21 protein-coding genes and 1 tRNA gene are annotated in these 18,744 nt (G+C 52.8%); 6 read left to right on the forward strand and 16 right to left on the reverse strand.

What is annotated here, in order from left to right; translation table 11 throughout:
* Position 1: 1 nt before the first annotated feature.
* Both H2508_RS13005 and H2508_RS13010 read left to right on the forward strand, forming a co-directional pair.
* Positions 2 to 2,650: a DEAD/DEAH box helicase gene (locus H2508_RS13005; RefSeq protein WP_182174495.1), complete on the forward strand. Its 2,649-nt coding sequence runs from the start codon at positions 2 to 4 to the stop codon at positions 2,648 to 2,650.
* A gap of 102 nt (positions 2,651 to 2,752) precedes the next feature.
* Entirely contained in the window at positions 2,753 to 3,955 is a 1,203-nt protein-coding gene (locus tag H2508_RS13010; protein ID WP_182174498.1) for a hypothetical protein, read from the forward strand.
* Positions 3,956 to 4,102: 147 nt separating this feature from the next.
* Here H2508_RS13010 and H2508_RS13015 read toward each other — a convergent pair whose 3' ends face one another.
* From H2508_RS13015 to H2508_RS13060, 10 genes are all read right to left on the reverse strand, one after another.
* Positions 4,103 to 4,870: a hypothetical protein gene (locus H2508_RS13015; protein WP_182174501.1), complete on the reverse strand. Its 768-nt coding sequence runs from the start codon at positions 4,868 to 4,870 to the stop codon at positions 4,103 to 4,105.
* Between the two features lie 75 nt (positions 4,871 to 4,945).
* Positions 4,946 to 5,557, reverse strand: a complete 612-nt coding sequence (locus tag H2508_RS13020; RefSeq protein WP_182174504.1) for a plasmid mobilization protein — start codon at positions 5,555 to 5,557, stop codon at positions 4,946 to 4,948.
* 693 nt (positions 5,558 to 6,250) lie between these two features.
* Positions 6,251 to 7,258, reverse strand: coding sequence for a type IV secretion system protein (locus H2508_RS13025; RefSeq protein WP_328799378.1), 1,008 nt, complete (start codon positions 7,256 to 7,258; stop codon positions 6,251 to 6,253).
* A 67-nt stretch (positions 7,259 to 7,325) separates the two neighbouring features.
* Positions 7,326 to 7,592: an EexN family lipoprotein gene (locus tag H2508_RS13030; protein WP_182174510.1), complete on the reverse strand. Its 267-nt coding sequence runs from the start codon at positions 7,590 to 7,592 to the stop codon at positions 7,326 to 7,328.
* Positions 7,589 to 8,050, reverse strand: a complete 462-nt coding sequence (locus H2508_RS13035) for a hypothetical protein (RefSeq protein WP_182174513.1) — start codon at positions 8,048 to 8,050, stop codon at positions 7,589 to 7,591. Before H2508_RS13035 ends, H2508_RS13030 begins: the two co-directional genes overlap by 4 nt.
* Positions 8,051 to 8,061: 11 nt before the next feature.
* On the reverse strand, positions 8,062 to 8,799 hold the full coding sequence (gene virB5 / locus H2508_RS13040) for a P-type DNA transfer protein VirB5 (protein ID WP_182174516.1): 738 nt from the start codon (positions 8,797 to 8,799) through the stop codon (positions 8,062 to 8,064).
* A 234-nt stretch (positions 8,800 to 9,033) separates the two neighbouring features.
* Complete coding sequence (locus H2508_RS13045) at positions 9,034 to 9,291, reverse strand: hypothetical protein (RefSeq protein WP_220463773.1); 258 nt, start codon at positions 9,289 to 9,291, stop codon at positions 9,034 to 9,036.
* A gap of 188 nt (positions 9,292 to 9,479) precedes the next feature.
* Positions 9,480 to 9,818 carry a hypothetical protein gene (locus H2508_RS13050; RefSeq protein ID WP_182174519.1) on the reverse strand — a complete coding sequence of 113 codons (339 nt, stop codon included), beginning with the start codon at positions 9,816 to 9,818 and terminating at the stop codon, positions 9,480 to 9,482.
* A complete protein-coding gene (locus H2508_RS13055) occupies positions 9,815 to 10,042 on the reverse strand; it encodes a plasmid-related protein (RefSeq protein ID WP_151183560.1) in 228 nt (75 codons plus the stop codon). The genes H2508_RS13050 and H2508_RS13055 overlap by 4 nt, the downstream gene beginning before the upstream one ends.
* 243 nt (positions 10,043 to 10,285) lie before the next feature.
* A complete protein-coding gene (locus H2508_RS13060) occupies positions 10,286 to 11,200 on the reverse strand; it encodes a tyrosine-type recombinase/integrase (RefSeq protein ID WP_220463774.1) in 915 nt (304 codons plus the stop codon).
* Here H2508_RS13060 and H2508_RS14900 point away from each other — a divergent pair.
* Positions 11,184 to 11,387 (forward strand): hypothetical protein, encoded by a 204-nt coding sequence (locus H2508_RS14900; protein ID WP_220463775.1) that lies wholly within the window; start codon positions 11,184 to 11,186, stop codon positions 11,385 to 11,387. The genes H2508_RS13060 and H2508_RS14900 overlap by 17 nt on opposite strands.
* 60 nt (positions 11,388 to 11,447) lie before the next feature.
* Here the strand turns inward: H2508_RS14900 and H2508_RS13065 are convergent.
* The 6 genes from H2508_RS13065 to rpsU all read right to left on the reverse strand — a co-directional run bounded on the left by H2508_RS13065 (position 11,448) and on the right by rpsU (position 16,626).
* A tRNA-Ile gene (locus tag H2508_RS13065) sits at positions 11,448 to 11,524 on the reverse strand.
* An 87-nt stretch (positions 11,525 to 11,611) separates the two neighbouring features.
* The gene (locus tag H2508_RS13070; RefSeq protein WP_182174525.1) at positions 11,612 to 11,830 is read right to left on the reverse strand and encodes an amphi-Trp domain-containing protein; all 219 of its coding nucleotides are present in this window, start codon (positions 11,828 to 11,830) and stop codon (positions 11,612 to 11,614) included.
* Between the two features lie 96 nt (positions 11,831 to 11,926).
* On the reverse strand, positions 11,927 to 13,732 hold the full coding sequence (rpoD, locus tag H2508_RS13075) for an RNA polymerase sigma factor RpoD (RefSeq protein ID WP_182174528.1): 1,806 nt from the start codon (positions 13,730 to 13,732) through the stop codon (positions 11,927 to 11,929).
* Between the two features lie 242 nt (positions 13,733 to 13,974).
* Positions 13,975 to 15,822 carry a DNA primase gene (dnaG, locus tag H2508_RS13080; RefSeq protein ID WP_182174531.1) on the reverse strand — a complete coding sequence of 616 codons (1,848 nt, stop codon included), beginning with the start codon at positions 15,820 to 15,822 and terminating at the stop codon, positions 13,975 to 13,977.
* An 82-nt stretch (positions 15,823 to 15,904) separates the two neighbouring features.
* Entirely contained in the window at positions 15,905 to 16,360 is a 456-nt protein-coding gene (locus H2508_RS13085; protein WP_182174534.1) for a GatB/YqeY domain-containing protein, read from the reverse strand.
* Between the two features lie 50 nt (positions 16,361 to 16,410).
* Positions 16,411 to 16,626: a 30S ribosomal protein S21 gene (rpsU, locus tag H2508_RS13090; protein ID WP_182174537.1), complete on the reverse strand. Its 216-nt coding sequence runs from the start codon at positions 16,624 to 16,626 to the stop codon at positions 16,411 to 16,413.
* Between the two features lie 192 nt (positions 16,627 to 16,818).
* On the opposite strand from rpsU, the gene tsaD reads away from it, so the two are divergent.
* The 3 genes from tsaD to folK are packed head-to-tail and all read left to right on the forward strand — an operon-like array spanning position 16,819 to position 18,739.
* The gene (tsaD, locus tag H2508_RS13095; RefSeq protein ID WP_182174540.1) at positions 16,819 to 17,868 is read left to right on the forward strand and encodes a tRNA (adenosine(37)-N6)-threonylcarbamoyltransferase complex transferase subunit TsaD; all 1,050 of its coding nucleotides are present in this window, start codon (positions 16,819 to 16,821) and stop codon (positions 17,866 to 17,868) included.
* Positions 17,865 to 18,224, forward strand: a complete 360-nt coding sequence (gene folB, locus H2508_RS13100; protein ID WP_182174543.1) for a dihydroneopterin aldolase — start codon at positions 17,865 to 17,867, stop codon at positions 18,222 to 18,224. The genes tsaD and folB overlap by 4 nt, the downstream gene beginning before the upstream one ends.
* Entirely contained in the window at positions 18,224 to 18,739 is a 516-nt protein-coding gene (gene folK / locus H2508_RS13105) for a 2-amino-4-hydroxy-6-hydroxymethyldihydropteridine diphosphokinase (protein WP_182174547.1), read from the forward strand. The genes folB and folK overlap by 1 nt, the downstream gene beginning before the upstream one ends.
* Positions 18,740 to 18,744: the final 5 nt, after the last annotated feature.

The following is an 18,744-nucleotide window of genomic DNA, read 5'->3' on the forward strand; positions in this document are numbered from 1 at the left end:
CATGGAACTGAAGGAATACCAGCAGGGCGTACTTGAGCGGCTGGATCGCTATCTGAGGCTGCTGGCTGAGAAACGTGAAGAAGCCGAAGATTTTGTCGAGTTTCAGAAGAGCAAGGGTAAGGTAGCCAGCTTGGGCGACTACTGCCGGGAAGCTTGGGATCAGCTCAATACGGAACGCTTGTTGCCTTACCTCTATCACGACGGCAAGCCGGTGGTGGCTCCTTATCTATCGCGTCACGATGGCCTGGGCGGGTCGATCCCGAATATCTGCCTGAAGGTGCCGACCGGTGGCGGCAAGACGTTGCTGGCCACGGCCTCTCTGGAACGGGTGCAGACAGATTATTTCAAGCGCCAGATCGGCGTGGTGTTGTGGGTGGTGCCTTCGGAGGCGATTTACCGGCAAACATGGAAACAACTGGCCAATAGGGAACACCCCTACCGGCAGATGCTGGAGCGGGCCTCGGGTGGCCGGGTGAAGCTGCTTGAGAAGGGGGATGCCTTCACCCGCAAGGATGTGGAAGGGCAGCTCTGCGTGATGCTGCTGATGCTGCCTTCGGCGGCACGTCAGTCCAAGGAAACGCTGCGGATGTTCCGCGACAGTGGCCGCTTCACTTCTTTCTTTCCCTTGGAAGACGATAACGAAGCCAATGTGCAGCTGCTGGGGCAAGTGCCCAACCTTGACCAGAATGACCTGGCCGACCTCGGCTATGCCGACGGCGTGGTGCCGGGTACGGTGTCGGTCAAGCAGAGTCTGGGCAATGTGTTGCGGCTGGTACGCCCGGTAGTGGTGATTGATGAAGGCCATAGAGCCTATTCCGATACGGCTCGCGATACCCTGGCGGGCTTCAACCCGCGCTTCATTCTGGAACTGTCCGCGACGCCCAACACCAACGGCAAACACCAGTCGAACGTGCTGGTCAACGTGCCTGGGACAGACCTCAAAGATGAGGAAATGATCAAGCTGCCGATCAATGTCATCAACGAAGGCAAGGGCGGCTGGCGGCATACACTGTCGCTGGCCCACGCCAAGCAGCAGGAGCTGGAAGAGGCGTCGCTGGCGTTTCAGAACGCGTCTGGCCGTTATATCCGTCCTATCGTACTGGTGCGAGTGGAGCGTACCGGTAAAGATCAGCGCGACGCCGGGTTCGTGCACGCCGAGGACGCCCGCGAGTATCTGCGTGACCAGCTCGGAGTGAAGGAAGAACATATTCGACTCAAGACCTCCAGTGATGACGAACTGGCGGACGAAGACCTGTTGTCACCCACCTCTGCAGTACGCTTTATCATCACTAAGGATGCCCTGCGCGAAGGCTGGGACTGCCCCTTTGCTTATGTGCTGGCCATTCTGTCGCGCACCACGGCCACCACGGCCCTGACCCAGATGGTCGGGCGCGTACTGCGCCAGCCCCACGCTAGGACAACCGGTGTCGAGGCGTTGGACGAGTGTTATGTCTTTACCTTCGATCAGGATGTGACCGAAGCGGTCAATGGGGTGCGCAAGGGGCTGGAAGACGAAGGTATGGCCGATCTGGCTTCCAGCGTTAAGTCGGTAGACCCAGACAGCGGCCAGGCTCGCAATATGCGCCGGGAAACGATACGGCGAAATGAGAAGTTCACCGGATTGCCGCCTATCTTTCTACCCCGCGTCTTGCACCGGGATAGCAGTGCCCCGGATGGCTATCGTGCGCTGGACTACGAACGCGATGTGCTGGGCGCCCTGGATTGGGAAGCGTTACAGTTTCTGGCTGATAAGGCCGTCATGGATGACGACAAGCTGCAAAGGACAGTGGCCCGCGTGACGGTCTTGGATAAAAAGTCCAAAGAGTCTGGGCAAAAGGATTTTCAGCTTGACCATCAGGAAATTGAGACCCTGCCGGAAGAGGGGCTGGATGCCCCCTATCTGGTGCGCCAGTTGTTGGATGTTGTGCCCAACCCATGGCAGGGCATGCGTTTGCTTGAAGAGACTTTGGGTGCGTTGCGAACCAGCGGAGTCAGTGAGGAGCAAATTTATATCAACCGGCTCGATCTCGTACACGCCATGAAAACCGATCTGCGCGGGCAGGTAAACACCATGGCCGAGGCGCTGTTTCGCGCCAAGCTGAAGATCGGTGATATAGCCTTGCGGCTAGTGTCGTCCAATGATCCGGCATTGAACTGGAAAATTGCCGAAACGCTGGAAATCGACGTTGCCGACATTGATCCGCTGCTGTACCGCAAGAACGGCGAGGCGCTGGAAAAAAGCCTGTTCGAAAAGGTCTATCAGAAGGAATTCAATGATCTGGAAAAGAACACGGCCTGGTATCTGGATGAGCATCAATGCGTGTACTGGTGGCATCGTATCGCGGTAAACCAACGCTCATACGGTCTGCAAGGCTGGCAGCGCCACCGCGTATATCCTGATCTCCTAGCTTGTGTCCATGGTACCGAGAATGGCAGGTTCCGTTTCTCTGTCCTGGAAACCAAGGGCGAGCACCTGAAAGGCAACGATGACACCGAGTACAAGCGCAAGCTGTTCGAGCTGTTAACCCAGTATGCGGCTGATGCCGCCACAGTTGGCCAGCTTGATCTGGCGAGTCAGGATGAGCAAATCCAGTTTCATATGGTTATGGAACAAGACTGGAAAAAGACGATATCGGACTCTATTGGATAAGCCACACAATAGAAATGGCGAGCTTAACAGATACACATTTAGACGGTCCTATAAAAGAAAGACTGCTTGGGGCTTGTGCTATTGTTTTTATGGAGTTTAGTTATGGGTAAAAAATTAGAAGCCTTGCCAGAGGACTATGTCGCTAATTTTGAATTCATTCATCCTAAGGACATTGCTGCTGAATTCCTCCAGAAAAACAGGCGTTCGCCTCGCCCTTCAACAGCTTGGTCGTTTATCGACGAAGTTCGTCCTTCTGACTTGTATTGCTATCTTGGTGCGCGCTTCGGACCGCCAAATGGCTTACAGAGTTTGTTTAGAAGCGATGACTCGGACAATTTAATCCACTGGGAGTGGTGTTTTAAGACTGTCACAGGGATCATCACGATAGCCGGGCTCAACTACCGAACAGAGGTGCGGATAATCGGGACAAAGCTGTCCGATTCAGAAAAATCCGAATTTTTGCGTCAGGTCAAAAGCGACTTCTCTAATTATGGTAAAAAGATGGCGCATTTACGTAAAGAGCATCTCGAGCCGTGGATCGAGTTTGTGAACCCGTATCAGCGGCTACGGGGCGCAGTACAAAAGCTTATGAAGGAATTGGACGAGCTGAACCTTGATCCGACTTTGGATGCCCTGCCAAACGTACTTGAAAGCGACGACATAGATGCAGCGACGAAGCAGTGGAGCGATCGTGCAGAGGTTTATTCACGTGCCATTGGGCTCAGCTTCGGAATTCGGGCGATGCTGCCCGTCATGGCTGAATCATTCATTAACTTACTTTTTTTCATTCTTGCTCGTCCTACGATTAGATCGGACAAGTCCCTTTTTGCGGGCGTTTTTCGCCTTCCGATGCACGTTAGGGTTCGTTCGCTTCCATATTACTGTATTGGTTTTAAAGGTCATATTGACTCGGATCATAGAGCTGTTCGAGACTACTTTCAGCTTGTGGATACACGGAACGATCTCTTGCACGGGAATATCGATATCGAGAAACTCAAGTTTAACGAGCTGTATTTTTACGGAAAGGTTCCGGTATTTACTCAATATTCCACAATGTGGGAGCGAACACTTGGTGTTTCGCATCGAACGGTTGGGCTGACGGAGGTTCATGCCGAGCTTTCCGTAGTCGACGTTTTTGTTGAGTATCTGCTAGGTTTGCTTGATGAGAAAATCAGAGAAGAAGTAAAAATGATGAGCGATAAATTCGATTTGGGTATCAGGAAAGATACTGGGCGTCTGGGAGTGTTGTTTGGGAAGCCGCTCGTTGATTTCAGTCTTTCAAAGAGTCCGACCGATAAAAGTTAATAGGTTCTGTGTATGCTCATTTTTTGCGAAGGAACTCTCAAGAATGATGGAGAATCCAACGTGCCCGTATCCTGTGGGGTTGATCGCCCAATTATAAAGAGCCAAAATAAACGCCATAGTTACTTGAGCCGAAACCTACGACTTGATTCACCATGTAATATTAAAAATGTTCCATAGAGCTATGAGTAATCCAGCTACCGTTCCGGAAAAACCAATCGCTTTTGCAGCCCTGCTCTCAAATAGTCTGTCTAATGTGATACCAATTCCTTTAGATGCCGTTTTAAGATTACTGTTTACCAGTTTGCGCATTACAGAACTAAAGAAGCCTATTTTTGAGAGCGTAGAGGTGTGCATGCGCAAGAATTCTTTATTCTCAAAAGCGGTAACTTCCTCCTGCCCCGAAAGAAAGTCTCTATGCTTTCCTCCATTTAACTCCATGAGCGACAACATCTTGGGGTGCTTTGCGTAATTCGACCCGTAACGGTCTGCTATAAGGTCATTCAAGTTTAACCGCCGCTCTACACCAATGACACAGGCATCCGTTCCACCCAGGGCGCGATAGCGATGCTCTAAATGCTCAAATCCATAGGTAAGGTTCCTCATATTCCAATGAACCCAATATTTATCACGGCGATCACGAATAAAGGCGTAGAACTGCCTTAATAGCTCAAGTTCAACCTCATCAAATTTAATCAGAACCTGGTCACGAGGAATTCGTAACTCTTCAGCGATTGAATGGGTTGAGAAGCTGATTGACTGCCCCGTGGCGTAGTGGTTTATAGCAATAGAAGTTATGCGGGGTGAGAGCTTTTCATTTTCATCATTAAGATTTTGGCACGAGTAGTGGATTAGGTAAAAATTCTCAGGATTCTTTCTTACTGATTTTATGAATTTTCGGCTGTCTGTAATATTCAACAATCGCCCCTTTTTACATGCATAGGTGTCTCTGTGTTCTTATTCATAAATTTAAGTGGGTGGATTTTTGTGCCGTTATAGTTCGATGGAAATTTGTGGTTTGATTTGATTATTGGTATTTATTTTCCATCGGCTAATGCTTGCATCCTGCACGGCTGCCACCTTGTCCGTATGCAGATAGATGAACTCGGCCAGATTTTCAAGTTGTTCCGTTTCCACAGTATTCACCAAGCCTTTGTTAATCCTTTTGGTAATCTGGTTTAGGTTCCGCCCTATCGCCCGAAGCTGATAGGACGATTCCCACAAGGCTTTTGTCGTTTCCATCGTGAACTGTGGCTCATGGGTCAAACCGGCCCGAACGCAATTGATTACCCAGCGCTGCGGCGAACAGCCTTCCGCTTCGGCTCGCGTCGTTATGCCCTGGTATTCGGTCGGAGTAAACCGAACCTCCAATCTTTCTTTCGGGCCAGAATCTGGCTTTCCTTCGACTTGTTTTGCTACCCAATTCTGAACTTCGGTAGGCAGATCATCCTGGATCAGGTATCGCATAAGCGCACGCAGAGTGGCAGCCGCTTTTTTGTCATTGCGTTCGCAATACGACATCCATTGTTCGCGGAGGTCAGCAGGTAGCCGCAAGGTGTATACATGGCTGCCCCGGGGCGCTCCAATCTTCGCTTCTCGTGGCATGGGTTTCTCCAAAGTCTGCGGACCAGTCACTAGATGTAGTGTAATACACATTCCCGGCGAAAGCCTATCCTGCACTAGTCCATACTCCCACAGGATTTTTCGTCATGACGAAATTTCCTTGGTCATGACCAAGGTTTTGATTTGTAATTAAGTAAGGCGACGCATGGTGTCGGTCATGTTTGATGGTGCGCTGAAATTGTCTTGCGTCAGCGCTGAGACTGTCTTGGGCTGATGCCCAAGCGTTGTGTAGCACGTAAAACCGGCGATTCGCCTATCCTGCATTAGTCCACCCCTTCCCACACTTTTTCGTCATGACGAAATTTCGTTGGTCGTGACCAAGGTTCTTGATTCGCAAGTTGAATAGGACGGCGAATGGTTTCGGCCATGTTTGATGACGCCCTGAAATAGTCTTTCGATTACGCAGAGTATTACGTGCCAGCAGCAGGAAATAAGTCTGGAATCGTTCGTTGAATGCACGCCGCCCCTGGCCTGTCGGCTGTGGGGAAAAGGCGCGTTCCGCGCTGATAGGTGGCCGGGACTTACAATAATAAGAAGAATAATAAGATTATTATTATTCTTATGGATCAGTGCGATCCTTTGGGAATGTGGCGACAAATTCAGCAGTGACTGGAAGGTTCGTCGTCATCAAAGAGAAAGCCCCGCAGAAGCGGGGCCATGTTGTTAGTTTGAGACTTATCGTCTGCCTTGTGCTCTTTTCAAATTGGCCAGCACGGCATCACGGTACGCAGGTTGCCAGCCGCTACCACCTGAGCCGCCATTCTCGACCTTGTTACCCCGCCGGAGTTTGTTGGCGGCCCATTGCCCTGCGCCGTACATGCCTTTCCCTGCTGCCAGGGAGCCTTTTCCGGCACCTTTAGCAATATCAGCGGTTTGTTTTACGCCACCGCTCAGACTGCGGGCTGTCATGACGCCCATTGTGAGGCCACCGGCAAGCGCCGCTGCCATCGGCATGACGCCTTTAACCAAGGCGTACAGGATGGCGGCCACAATCAGAAGCTCCAGAGCGACGGCCAGCATGTTCTGGTCGCTATCCATCACCACCTTTGTTATTTGATGGTCGTAGATGCTTACGCCCAAGGTCAACACCACGGCTGTCAGCGCTACAATGATTGTGTGGTTAATTACGAAGCCGAACCATTGGTCAAAGAACCGTGCCGTGACCGGCCACATAAGCATCAAGATGAACAAGGGACCTATTGCGAAAAGGATTTTCAGATAGACAGTTGACAGTAGTATGGCAATGCCACCGAAGACCACGACCAAGCCAAACCCTACGGCGATCAGTGCTGCAATTAACCACCACCCGAAGATTGTCCCCATCTGCCACCAACTGGCTTCACTAGCCTTTTCGCGAGCCTGGAGAATGAGTTCCAGTCCTTTGCTCAGGCTGCTGTCCAATGTTTCATAAACGCTACCGCCGCTGCCGCCACCAAACGCCGATGTAAGCCCTTCCTCAACGCCCTGTAGGCCACTCACCACCCAATTCAGATAAATGTCCGCATTAAGCGCCAGAAGGCTGATGATGATGACCTTTCCGGTCATGATAAACCCGCTTGAGCCTGCATCTTGTATTCTTCCCATCATCAGCATGTAGCCGTAGAGAACAAGAAAGAGGGTAAGGCCGCCAATGGCCAGGGATAAATCGTTGCAATGGTGTCTGACACAACATCCGTCACGAATGTAGCCGTGGCATTATCCAGCGTGGCACCGATTCCCTGGAATACAGTGGTTTTTGCTGTCATGGCCGCTACCTCCCCAGCTTGATATCGGTCATGGGCTGTACGTCGAGACCGCCCCTCTTGGATGTATCAGCGAGGCTTTCCTCTTGCTCTGCGTTGATACAGTTTGGCGTGTCGGCCAGTTCGCCGGGGTTGGCCCGGCATTTTGCCAATCGCTCAATCCGTTCATTGGTGTTTTCCTTGTACCAATCAACGGACTGGATGGCTTCGGCCTGTTCTTGTTTGCAGCCTGCTAATGCAGAAGCTATGACCAAGGGGAGAATGATTCTCTTCATTTACGCACCTCCAAAGCATCGGAATCCATGACAAATCCGTTGGCTTTCATGGCGTGGGATATCTCGATTGCATCCAAAATGCGGAACGCAACCAAGGTGCGAACGGCACTTTCACGCATTCCTCCCCAGGACGGGCCATGTTCGAAGCGGCGACCAGCGTTCTTCAAAGACAGACCCATACAGGTAAAGCAGCAGGCCAACGCCATGAAAATATTTTGCCAATCGGCCAAAGGTTCATCGTGGAAGAACAGTGGCAGATTGAAACCCCAGCCCAGGGCGGCAAAGTAGAGAGTGGTAAAAGCGGCGAAGATAGCTACCCCATCAAGGGCCGCCATGTGTGGTGCAAGGCGTATCAACTCTTTCGACTGACCGAGATGGTTAATGCAGACCCAGAACCGATAGATTGCAACGCTTACCATCGTTACAAGAACAAGCATCAGAATAAATAAAGCACCCATGACAGCCTCCCTTAGCGACGAAGTGAAAAGTTCATCGGTTCGATGTTGAGGCTGCCACGCTTGGCTGCTTCCTCCATGGCCATCTCCTGTTCGCGCTGCTCCTGAAGCCGGTCTTCGGCTGCGGCAACCATTGAGTACATTTGCAGCTTGGTTTGCTCATTGGCAATCATGGCCTGTTCAGCCGCGATACGACCTTGCAGTTCGGCAATGTCCTTCGGGTCTTGTGTGCTGTTGATGCGGGCCATCAGCTGGTCAATCTGGTTCTGACGGTCGCGGGCGGCATCGTAGGCGTCCAGGGCAAAGGCTTTGTCCTGGGCACCTTCCACCGCCCGAGCTTCGCAAGCCAACCGCTGGGCATTGATCTGAATATGGGCGCAGCCGTCAAAAACCTGATTCTCGTTGTAGATGCTGGACGCCCGACCAGACAGGCCAGAATACCCGCCGTTGCGAACAGAGTCATAAACGCCTTGCCATTCAGTTGGCAGGTATTCTCGATAACGCGGGTCATTCAGAACGGTGCCAAGGCCGCGACTCCCTGTAAGCGCCTTGTATTCGCGTTCCATGCCATCGATCTGCTCAACCATCTGGTCGTATTGCATTTTCCACTTTGCAACCGTCTCAATCTGGTTGGCGACTTGTTGAGCAATGGATGCTCCGTCAGTGACGGGGATTTGCGCATTGGCCTCATGGTTGCCGAAGAGCATCCAAGCGGATACACCGGCCACGGCCAGAATTTTGATAGTAGACATGATTGCCACTCCTCGTTGAATTAGGAGGGCATCGGGCTGGCGTAAAGCCAAGACCATTCAGTTGTGAGCTGTCTTGGTTCCCATCCGGAACCGTACCTTGAAGGCGATTAAACAACGCGTCTTTCCGTGTGGTCATGCTGTCTGTTCCAGCAAGTCATACCGGGCGCAGCGCGGAGCCGGTCAAGCAGATGGGCGATACCCATTCAAAAAAGCACTGGCAAGACAATTTCAGCGTTACCAGTTGCTGCGTTCGATTATAAATATTTCGCTCAAATACGGAACATTAACAAGCTCGTCCAGTGCCTGATCTACCGTTCGGAACCAGACGGGATCACCCTGATCATCAACAACTTGTCGTACATCCTCGGCATTCTCTACCCACAGCGCGTAGCCTCTGATGCGATTGGCTTTCAGGGTGACCTGTACGTTGCCCGTTCTCTCCAGGCTGTCGCAGTAGCCATCAAGGTCACGGTAACGAATCGTATGCTGCACAGTGGAGCGCCTTGTAATCTTTTTCAGCCAATCGCGTCGAAGACGCCTTTTCCCCAGGGCCGCAGGGCCGGGGCGGTGTGTGCTGTTTGGGTCGTGCTGGTTTTATTATTTATTGGTATTACTCCTACTGGTCTTACTCTTACTGGTATATGCACCCGTTTGCCATGCAGTGGTGGAACCATTGATGGTTAAACCATTGTATGGTTTTCGGGTGTATGGTTGCCGGGCGATGGTGGCTCAGGGGTATCGGTAACGAAGTGTGCCCATGCGATTTTTCCTGCGTCTGTCTGGGTGCGTTCTTGATGGAAATAACCGGCTTCCTTCATTTCCTTCCGTGCTGAATTCCACTGTTGATTGCTCAAGCTGAAGAGCTTGCGGATGTACCAAATCCGAATCTCAAAATCAGGGCTTCTGCCGAGCATCCAGGACAGGACGACTCGCGTTCGCCAGCTTAACCGTTCATCTAGCAGAATATCGTCGTACACCATTGAGTAGGCGCGGCGTTTAATCTTGATGGTCTGGCTCATGCGATAGCTCCGCCATCCAAAGCCAAAGCCTCCTTGACTTGGAGAGTGCGGAAATAAACGCGGCGGCCTATCCGCAGCATGGTTGGTTTTAGTTTTCTGGAAACATCCGTATCTGAGTACAGGGCGACACGAATGCCTTCTGGTGAGCGATCCAGTAAGGCCGCTATGTCCGTCATACTCATTAGCGGGCCATACTGTTTGAGTAAGTATTCTTCCGTCGTCATTAATACATCCACCGTGTTTCAAGTAGTTGAACGTATTTTTGGACGGAAGAGGACGGTGGTCAAATTTAAGTCTTTGATTTAAAAGACCAAAATACACTCTTCGCACATGCCAAGAACTATGCTCAGCGAGTACCAATATATAGTGTCTTGGTTTCCATAAAATATTTCTGCAAAAAATAGGCTTTAATAACAATAGGTTGTGGTGGCTATCGTTTTTTTCTTATTGATAGAAATAAATCATCATTAGGTGCGTGATTTTTCCAGCTTATCGAGCTTTTCCACCAAGTCTTCCGCTCGAAGATGGGTGTAACGCTTGAGCATTTGCATGGATTTATGGCCGCTTATGGCTGACACCTCTTGGTCGGATAGCCCAGCCTCAACCAATCTACTGACGGCTTCGTGTCGTAAGTCGTGAAAACGAAAATCCAGTATGCCTGTGCTCTTCTTGATGCGAGTCCAAACAGGATTGAACTGATAGGCGCGGCGCTTGCCATCTTTTCCGGGCTCTCCGAAAAAGATCAGGTCGGTGTCGATAGGGCGAACAGGGTTACTCAACGCTTGCCGGAACAGCCGTGTTGCCTCATTCGTCAAAGGCACTGTCCGCGACATTGTGTTCTTGGTCTCTCTGAGCCTCACCACACGGCGATCAAGATCAACCTGGTCTCTGCGTAGGGTGGTGATTTCTGATGAGCGCATACCGGTTTCCAGGGCGATACGCACTATCCATCCCAGCATGGGGTTGGAGTGGGCATCTACGGCATCGAGAAGGCCCTTCTGTTCCTCTTGGTTAAGTCGCCGGTCTCGTCCAGGGCCAGGAGTCGGACGGCGAATGCTCTGAACAGGATTGTGGGTTAGACCAACACCCCATTCCTTGATGGCGATATTGAAGAGGTGCCCCAGCAAGGCAAGGTCAAGGCGAACCGTATTGGGGGAGCGTGGCCGAGGGTCGGGCCGACCTTTGGCGTCTTTGCGATCCAGCCCGGCCAAACGGTCATCGCGATACTTGGCGATGATCTCGGGGCTGAGGGCGGCGAGGGAGTACTTGCCGAGATGCTGGAAGAGTGGCTTGGCGTGGCGTGCCTCACTGGCGGCAGACGTGGGGCGCTTTGTCGGTGAGACTTCGGCAAGGTAGCGCTTCAATGTGGCTTCCAGAGTCATGCGCTCGGAAGTGCTGCGCTGGATATACACGCCTCGAACCATCTCATCTTCGGTGCGGCGCGACCAATCCTCGGCATCGCGTTTGGTGCGGAAAGTCTTGGCGGTGGTTGGCCATCCCGTCTTGCGGATAACGGCCTTCCAGGTGCCGGAAGGGGTCTTAACGATTGTAGCCATCGGTCACTCCTGAACAGGGCTCGTGCATTGCCACTGTACCGAAACTGTACCGGATCGCTAACAAAGGGGAAAATGGTGGGCCCAGACAGACTCGAACTGTCGACCTGCCGATTATGAGTCGGATGCTCTAACCAACTGAGCTATGGGCCCTTAGCTGTCACGGCTTGTGACGAGGCGGGGAATTATATCGGAGAAAAAGGCACATGGCACGACCCAGATTAAAGGTCGTGCAAAATCTTACCAGTTGATTTCGATCTCGATGCTGGACTCGTCGCTCTCTATTTCGACTTCGAACTCCACGCTCACCTGGTCGGGGACGCGGATGTGCAGTTTCTTGCCATTTTGCATCAGGTCTAGGCCGTTGTGCTTAGTCAGTGAGTCGGCGATTTCTCTGAGTAAATCGGCGGCTTTTTCCCGTTGCATCTGGTGCTTTTCAGTAATTTCCAGCAGGTCCATAAGGTCTCCAGATCATTCGCTGCGATTGCTTAAGTTCGGATATGTCTACAATAAAAAAGCCGCCGCAGTGTCTTACTGGGGCGGCTGCTAAACCTATTAATCGTCGAGGAAGCTGCGCAGATAGTCTGAGCGGGTTGGGTGGCGCAGCTTTCGCAGTGCCTTGGCCTCAATCTGACGAATACGCTCGCGGGTTACGTCGAATTGCTTGCCCACTTCTTCCAAGGTGTGGTCGGTATTCATATCGATGCCGAAGCGCATGCGAAGTACTTTAGCTTCGCGGGCGGTAAGGCCGGCGAGGACGTCTTTAGTAGCTTCCTGAAGGCCTTGGCCGGTCGCTGCATCCACCGGTGAGTGGATGGTGTGGTCTTCGATAAAGTCACCCAAATGGGAATCTTCGTCGTCGCCGATTGGGGTCTCCATGGAGATCGGCTCTTTGGCGATCTTCAGTACCTTGCGCACTTTGTCTTCTGGCATATCCATGCGCTCGCCCAGTTCTTCTGGCGTCGGCTCGCGACCCATCTCCTGTAGCATCTGGCGCGAAATGCGGTTCAGCTTATTGATGGTCTCGATCATGTGCACCGGAATACGGATGGTGCGGGCCTGGTCCGCGATGGAGCGGGTGATGGCCTGACGAATCCACCAAGTGGCGTAGGTAGAGAATTTATAACCACGGCGATATTCAAACTTGTCGACCGCTTTCATCAAGCCGATGTTGCCTTCCTGGATCAGGTCGAGGAATTGCAGACCGCGGTTGGTGTATTTTTTGGCAATAGAAATCACTAGACGAAGGTTGGCTTCGACCATTTCTTTTTTGGCGCGACGAGCACGGGCTTCGCCCATCGACATGCGACGGTTAATCTCTTTAATTTCTGCAACAGAGAGGCCGGTCTGCTCTTCTAGCTGGCTGATACGGCGCTGTAAGCGCAGGATTTCATCCTTGTGAGCGTTCAACTTAGCGGCGTAGTCTTTCTTGCCTTTAGTTTGACGGCTGAGCCACTTAGGGTCGGACTCAGAGCCCTGGAAAGAGTTAATAAAATCTTTGCGTGGCATGCCACACTGGCGCACCGCAATACGCATGATTTCACGCTCTTGGTCGCGAACACCGGCCAGAATGTTACGTGCAGTATCAATCAGTGGATCGAATACGCGTGGCGTAAGCTTGAAGAACTTGAACAGTTCGCCCAGCTTGTCCATTTCTTTAATCGTGTCGGGGTGGTTGCGACCATTGGCGGCAATAGCTTTTTCAGTTTTGTTGAACTGACGCTTTAGAGCGGCGAAGCGCTTTTCGGCTTCGACAGGGTCGGGACCGGTATCGGGCTCTTCGTCATCTTCGCTGGCATTGGCTCTTGCTTCAGCAACTTCGGCCGCAGTCGGCACGTGCTCAGCGGGGTCCAGGTAGCCCACCATGAGGTCGCTGAGGCGACGCTCTTCCGTGCTTACAAGGGCGTATTCTTCAAGGACTTTTTCGACAGAACCGGGGTAGTGGGCCAGTGCGGCCATGAGTTCGCGGATACCTTCTTCGATCCGCTTGGCGATGACAATCTCACCTTCACGAGTAAGCAGTTCAACGGTACCCATTTCGCGCATATACATGCGGACAGGGTCGGTGGTGCGACCAGCTTCAGTCTCCACAGCAGCCAGTGCGGCGGCGGCTTCTGCTGCAGCTATGTCATCGGCGGAGCTGTCGCCTTCAGCCATCAGCAGCTCATCGGCATCCGGGGCAACCTCGAATACCTGTATGCCCATGTCGTTGATCATCTGAATGATGTCTTCAACCTGATCCGGATCAGAGATATCCTCTGGTAGGTGATCATTCACCTCGGCGTAGGTGAGGTAGCCTTGCTCCTTACCTCGGGCGATGAGATCTTTTAGGCGGGACTGTTGCTGCGCGACGTCAGTCATCTATTAAATACCTATAACATGCAAAAAATTCAGCCGGCTATTGTAGCCGAACGACCATGGCCTAACTACCAACAAGACCGGGAATATCACTCACATTTAGAGTGATTTAAGCCCCTTTTCCTGTCTTTTCGGAACAGTAAAGATGTGGGGGCGATTTGTGAATTTTCAAGCTCTCACTTTTTGTGCTGTTAAAAGCCACTGCGCGAGCTTGCTTGAACGCCAGTTATGAATCGAACATTTGCCTAATCACCGCGTTTACCGCGCTTGGCATTCATTTTTTGTTGTTTCTGTAGCAGCTCAATGAGTAACTGCTTATCACTGGCGCTCATGTCAGCGTAGTTGGTGCTTTTTAATTTGTCGACTTGAGCTTCCAGTGCAGTTTTCTGTGGTAACACGGCCAGTGCCTGCATGGTGTCAAGGAGTTGCTGCTCGATACCTGCTGAGGGGATTAAGCGCTCTTGGCCTGCCAGCCGATTCAGCAGCTCGCCCTCAGGGGTGCCGTACCAATGGCCCAGCAGCATGGCGGTAGAGGACTCAGGCCTGCGCTTCAACAGAGCCAATAGTTCAGCTAGCAGCGAGATATCATCGCCTGCCAAGCCCTCTAGTGAAGTGCTATCCACTAAGCGCGCCGCCTCGGGTTTGTGTAGCAGTAGAGCCAGGGCGGCCTGGGCCAAATTACTGTGCCCGCGTGGTACGCGTAGTGGTACTTCGCGCTGGCGCGGTGCAACTTGGCTGCTGCCAGACTGCTCCGCTGTTGGGGCCACAGGGGTTTCGATGGTCTTGGGCGCAGCAGGTGCTTCTAGTTGCATCAAGCTGCTGAGTTCAAGCCCCGTGCGCCTGGCCAATTCTTGAAACATGAGCTGCTGATACACGCCTTCCGGCATCTGCCGAATGTAGGGCAGAGCTAGCTTGCTGAGTCGTGCCCGACCGTCGAGGCTATTGCTATCCAATCCCTCTGACAGCGTTTCGAACAGAAAGTTTTCCAGGGCCTTGGCCTGCTGTAGCATCAGCTCAAAGCCATCGCGACCACCTGCGCGCACCGCGTCATCGGGATCTTCGCCTTCAGGCAAAAATAGAAAGCGCGCTTGTCGCCCGTCTTCTAGTGCTGGTAGAGCGGCCTCAAGGGCGCGAAAGGCTGCTTTGCGACCAGCTTGGTCGCCGTCAAAACAAAACACCACTTCAGGACACAGCCGGAAGATGCGCTCTAAGTGAGTCTTGCTGGTAGCGGTGCCAAGGGTTGCTGTGGCGTAGCTGATGTCGTGCTGTGCCAGGGCAATGACATCCATATAGCCTTCCACTACGAGTATTCGCTCTAGTTTGCGGTTGGCCTTGCGCGCTTGATACAAACCGTAGAGTTCGCGACCCTTGTGGAAAATAGCTGTCTCTGGCGAGTTCAGGTACTTAGGTTTATCGTCACCTAATACGCGGCCGCCAAATGCAATGACGCGCCCGCGCTGATCTCGGATAGGGAAGACAATGCGGTCGCGAAAGCGGTCGTATATTTTGCCGGACTCGTTTTGCACTAGCATGCCGGCGTCTAGCAGCAGCTTGCGCTGGGTCTCGTTGCTTCCAAACTGCTGTAGCAAGTTGTCCCAACCTGGTGCGGCAAAGCCCAAGTCAAATTGCTTGGCAATCTGACCGGTGAGGCCGCGTTGCTTGAGGTAGTCCACTGCGCGCGCTGCGCTGGGATGCTGGCGCAGCTGCGTCTGGTAATAGCGTGCTACCTGCTCCATTAAGTCGTAGAGCGCTTTGTGGTTTTGCTCCACTGCGGCTGGGCCACCACGGCTTTGCTCGCGTGGCACCTCAAGTCCTTGAGTTTGTGCCAAAGACTCTACGGCCTGGGGGAAATCAAGGTTTTCGTAATCCATTACGAAACCTAGGGCATTGCCGCCAGCGCCGCAGCCAAAGCAATAATAGAATTGCTTGTCGGGGTTGACGCTAAAAGAAGGGGTTTTTTCTTCGTGAAAGGGGCAGCGTGCACTGTAGTTCTTGCCGCTGCGTTTGAGTTTCACGCGGCGATCAATAACCTCAACAATGTCCAGCCGTTCTAGCAGGTCATCGATAAAAGATTGAGGTATCCGTCCAGCCATTTGCAGTTGGGAGTCTTTGTTGTAGAGGTTGGCGAGCTATTGAACCACGCCGAGGGAGCTTAGCACTAACTAGCGGTAGGGCTTAAGCTAAGAGGCGTGCTTTGACGATTTTACTTACCGCGCCGATATCGGCTCGGCCTTGTAGTTTTGGCTTGAGTTGCCCCATCACCGTGCCCATGGCCTGCATGCCGGATTCGCCGCAGTCGGCAATGGTGGCATCTACCAGGGCAGTAATCTCCGTCTCGCTCAGCTGTTGCGGCAAGAATTCCTGCAAAACGGCGATTTCTTGTTCTTCTTGCTCGGCTAACTCAATTCGGCCGGCATCGCGATACTGGGTGGCAGAATCGCGGCGCTGCTTGGTCATCTTATCTAGCACAGCCAGAGCTCGCGCATCATCAACAGCAATGCGCTCATCGACTTCGATACGTTTGAACTCGGCCTGAATCAGCCGAATAGTGCTTAATCGCTCTTTGTCGCGAGCCTTCATGGCTGCCTTCATGGCAGCCTTGATGGTCTCGGTAAGGGGCGCGTCACTCATTACTAGGTGTGCAGATAACTAAAGCAGTTGCGTGTGTAGTCTGCTACTGACTAGTAGAGACGTACGCGCTTACGGTTTTCCCGTGACAGCTTCTTCAGGTGGCGCTTGACAGCTGCAGCAGCAGCGCGCTTGCGCACAGTGGTGGGCTTTTCGTAGTGCTCGCGCTTGCGTACTTCGGCCAGGATGCCAGCTTTTTCACAAGAGCGCTTGAAACGACGCAGAGCGACGTCAAAAGGTTCGTTTTCTTTGACCTTAATCTGAGGCATTAAATCGGTACCTGTATTCGTTTGTTGGGGGCTTATCTGTCAAATTGAACAGATGTTGCCTGAAAGGGCGCGGATTCTACACCCTCTGCCACCATTTTGCAAAGCCTAGTAAGAGTGTAAAGTGCTAAGTGAACTAGCCTGGGGCGGGGGCAGGCAGTATCATGCGCCCCCTCAAACCAAACGGAAACACCTATGCTGATTCTGGGATTGGAAACCTCCTGCGATGAAACTGGTGTGGCGTTGTATGACACCACCCGGGGCCTGCTAGCGCACAGCCTGTTCAGTCAGGTGGATATTCACGTGGAATATGGCGGAGTGGTGCCAGAACTGGCCTCACGTGACCATGTGCGCAAAGCGCTTCCTTTAATAGAGGAGGTGCTTGCTGCAGCCGAGTGCAGTCCAGAGGACATTGACGGCGTGGCCTATACCGCCGGCCCCGGTCTGATCGGGGCATTAATGGTAGGGGCAACCCTAGCGCGAGCCTTGGCTTGGGGCTGGGGCGTGCCCTCCTTGGGCGTGCATCATATGGAAGGACACCTTTTGGCTCCAATGCTAGAGCCCGAGCGCCCTGAGTTTCCCTTTGTGGCCTTGTTGGTATCTGGTGGTCACACTCAGCTGGTTCGGGTTGATGGTATCGGTCAATACCGCCTACTGGGGGAGTCTTTAGACGATGCCGCCGGTGAGGCCTTTGATAAAGCGGCCAAAATGCTCGATTTGCCCTATCCTGGTGGCCCGCATATTGCCCGCCTGGCCGAGCAGGGCAATCCAGATCGCTTTAATTTCCCGCGGCCCATGGTCAATCGCCCAGGCCTAGACTTTAGTTTTAGTGGTCTTAAGACCTACACCCTAAATACGGTCAATGACTGCCGTGAAGCTAGTGGCCTGACTGAGCAGGATAAATGTGACATTGCTCGTGCCTTTGAGGAGGCAGTGGTCGGCACTTTAGTGATTAAGTGTCGCCGTGCGCTGCAGCAGGAGCAGTTAAGCACCTTAGTCATGGCAGGCGGGGTCAGCGCCAACCGTAACTTGCGGGCTAGCCTTGGCAAGGCCTTGGCGAAAGAAGGTGCGCGAGTGTTTTATCCCGCGCCGGAGTTCTGCACTGATAATGGCGCAATGATCGCCTACGCCGGAGCGCAACGTTTATTGGCCGGTCAGGTAGATGGCGAGAACACCGCGGTAAGAGCGCGCTGGCCGATGACAGAGTTGCCACCCTTAAATGAGCAGCAAGGGGCCGGTGCATGAGCGATATTGTCTTTATTCGCGAGCTGCGTGCCGACACAATTATCGGTGTATACGACTGGGAACGCAGCGTGCGTCAGACCGTGGTGCTAGATTTGGAGCTGGCATGGGATAACCGGCCTGCTGCAGCTGCCGACGACCTCCAGTACGCGCTGGATTATGCCGCGCTGTCGGCCCGGATATTAGCCTTTATAGAGGGCAGTGCGTTTCAGTTGATTGAAACCATGGCCGAGCAAGTAGCCGAGATAGTGATGACAGAGTTTTCCGTGCCTTGGTTGCAACTGCGTCTGTGTAAGCCGGGTGCAGTGCAGCAAGCCCGCGATGTCGGAGTATTGATCGAGCGGGGGGAGCGCCCCTAATGGCAAGGGTTTACCTTGGTCTTGGCAGCAATATCGAGCGGGAGCATTACTTGGCGGCGGGTTTAGACGCGCTCACTGCAGAATATGGTGAGCTAGCTTTGTCGTCGGTTTATAACAGTGCCGCAATCGGCTTTGACGGGCAGCCCTTTCTCAATATGGTAGTGGGCTTCGAAGCAGCCTTAGAAGTGGCAGAGTTGGCTCGAGGTTTGCGCCGTATTGAAGTGGCGCACGGGCGTCCGCCCAACGCGGCGCGCTTTAGTGCTCGCCAATTGGATATTGATATCCTGACCTATGGCGACCTAGTGGCCCAGGTCAATTCAGTTGTTTTGCCGCGCCCAGAAATTTTGCATAACGCCTTTGTGTTGCGGCCACTGGCAGAGTTGGCACCAGAGGCCCGCCATCCCCAGACGGGTAATACCTATGCCGCTCACTGGCAGGCCTATGATCAATCATCCCAAGCTGTCACGCGGGTAGACTTTAGCTGGCATGGCCAGCAGATCTCAAAAGCAGAGTGAGTCCA

The organism is Sediminihaliea albiluteola (assembly GCF_014077625.1).
GTDB classification, from domain to species: Bacteria; Pseudomonadota; Gammaproteobacteria; order Pseudomonadales; family Halieaceae; genus Sediminihaliea; species Sediminihaliea albiluteola.

Bases quoted from the DNA above. Each gene is read 5' to 3' on its own strand.
- H2508_RS13005 (WP_182174495.1), top strand. From the start codon at position 2: ATGGAACTGAAGGAATACCAGCAGGGCGTACTTGAGCGGCTGGATCGC.
- H2508_RS13010 (WP_182174498.1), top strand. From the start codon at position 2,753: ATGGGTAAAAAATTAGAAGCCTTGCCAGAGGACTATGTCGCTAATTTT.
- H2508_RS13020 (WP_182174504.1), bottom strand. From the start codon at position 5,557: ATGCCACGAGAAGCGAAGATTGGAGCGCCCCGGGGCAGCCATGTATAC.
- H2508_RS13030 (WP_182174510.1), bottom strand. From the start codon at position 7,592: ATGAAGAGAATCATTCTCCCCTTGGTCATAGCTTCTGCATTAGCAGGC.
- H2508_RS13035 (WP_182174513.1), bottom strand. From the start codon at position 8,050: ATGGGTGCTTTATTTATTCTGATGCTTGTTCTTGTAACGATGGTAAGC.
- virB5 (WP_182174516.1), bottom strand. From the start codon at position 8,799: ATGTCTACTATCAAAATTCTGGCCGTGGCCGGTGTATCCGCTTGGATG.
- H2508_RS13050 (WP_182174519.1), bottom strand. From the start codon at position 9,818: ATGAGCCAGACCATCAAGATTAAACGCCGCGCCTACTCAATGGTGTAC.
- H2508_RS13055 (WP_151183560.1), bottom strand. From the start codon at position 10,042: ATGACGACGGAAGAATACTTACTCAAACAGTATGGCCCGCTAATGAGT.
- H2508_RS13060 (WP_220463774.1), bottom strand. From the start codon at position 11,200: ATGACTCTGGAAGCCACATTGAAGCGCTACCTTGCCGAAGTCTCACCG.
- H2508_RS13070 (WP_182174525.1), bottom strand. From the start codon at position 11,830: ATGGACCTGCTGGAAATTACTGAAAAGCACCAGATGCAACGGGAAAAA.
- rpoD (WP_182174528.1), bottom strand. From the start codon at position 13,732: ATGACTGACGTCGCGCAGCAACAGTCCCGCCTAAAAGATCTCATCGCC.
- dnaG (WP_182174531.1), bottom strand. From the start codon at position 15,822: ATGGCTGGACGGATACCTCAATCTTTTATCGATGACCTGCTAGAACGG.
- H2508_RS13085 (WP_182174534.1), bottom strand. From the start codon at position 16,360: ATGAGTGACGCGCCCCTTACCGAGACCATCAAGGCTGCCATGAAGGCA.
- rpsU (WP_182174537.1), bottom strand. From the start codon at position 16,626: ATGCCTCAGATTAAGGTCAAAGAAAACGAACCTTTTGACGTCGCTCTG.
- tsaD (WP_182174540.1), top strand. From the start codon at position 16,819: ATGCTGATTCTGGGATTGGAAACCTCCTGCGATGAAACTGGTGTGGCG.
- folB (WP_182174543.1), top strand. From the start codon at position 17,865: ATGAGCGATATTGTCTTTATTCGCGAGCTGCGTGCCGACACAATTATC.
- folK (WP_182174547.1), top strand. From the start codon at position 18,224: ATGGCAAGGGTTTACCTTGGTCTTGGCAGCAATATCGAGCGGGAGCAT.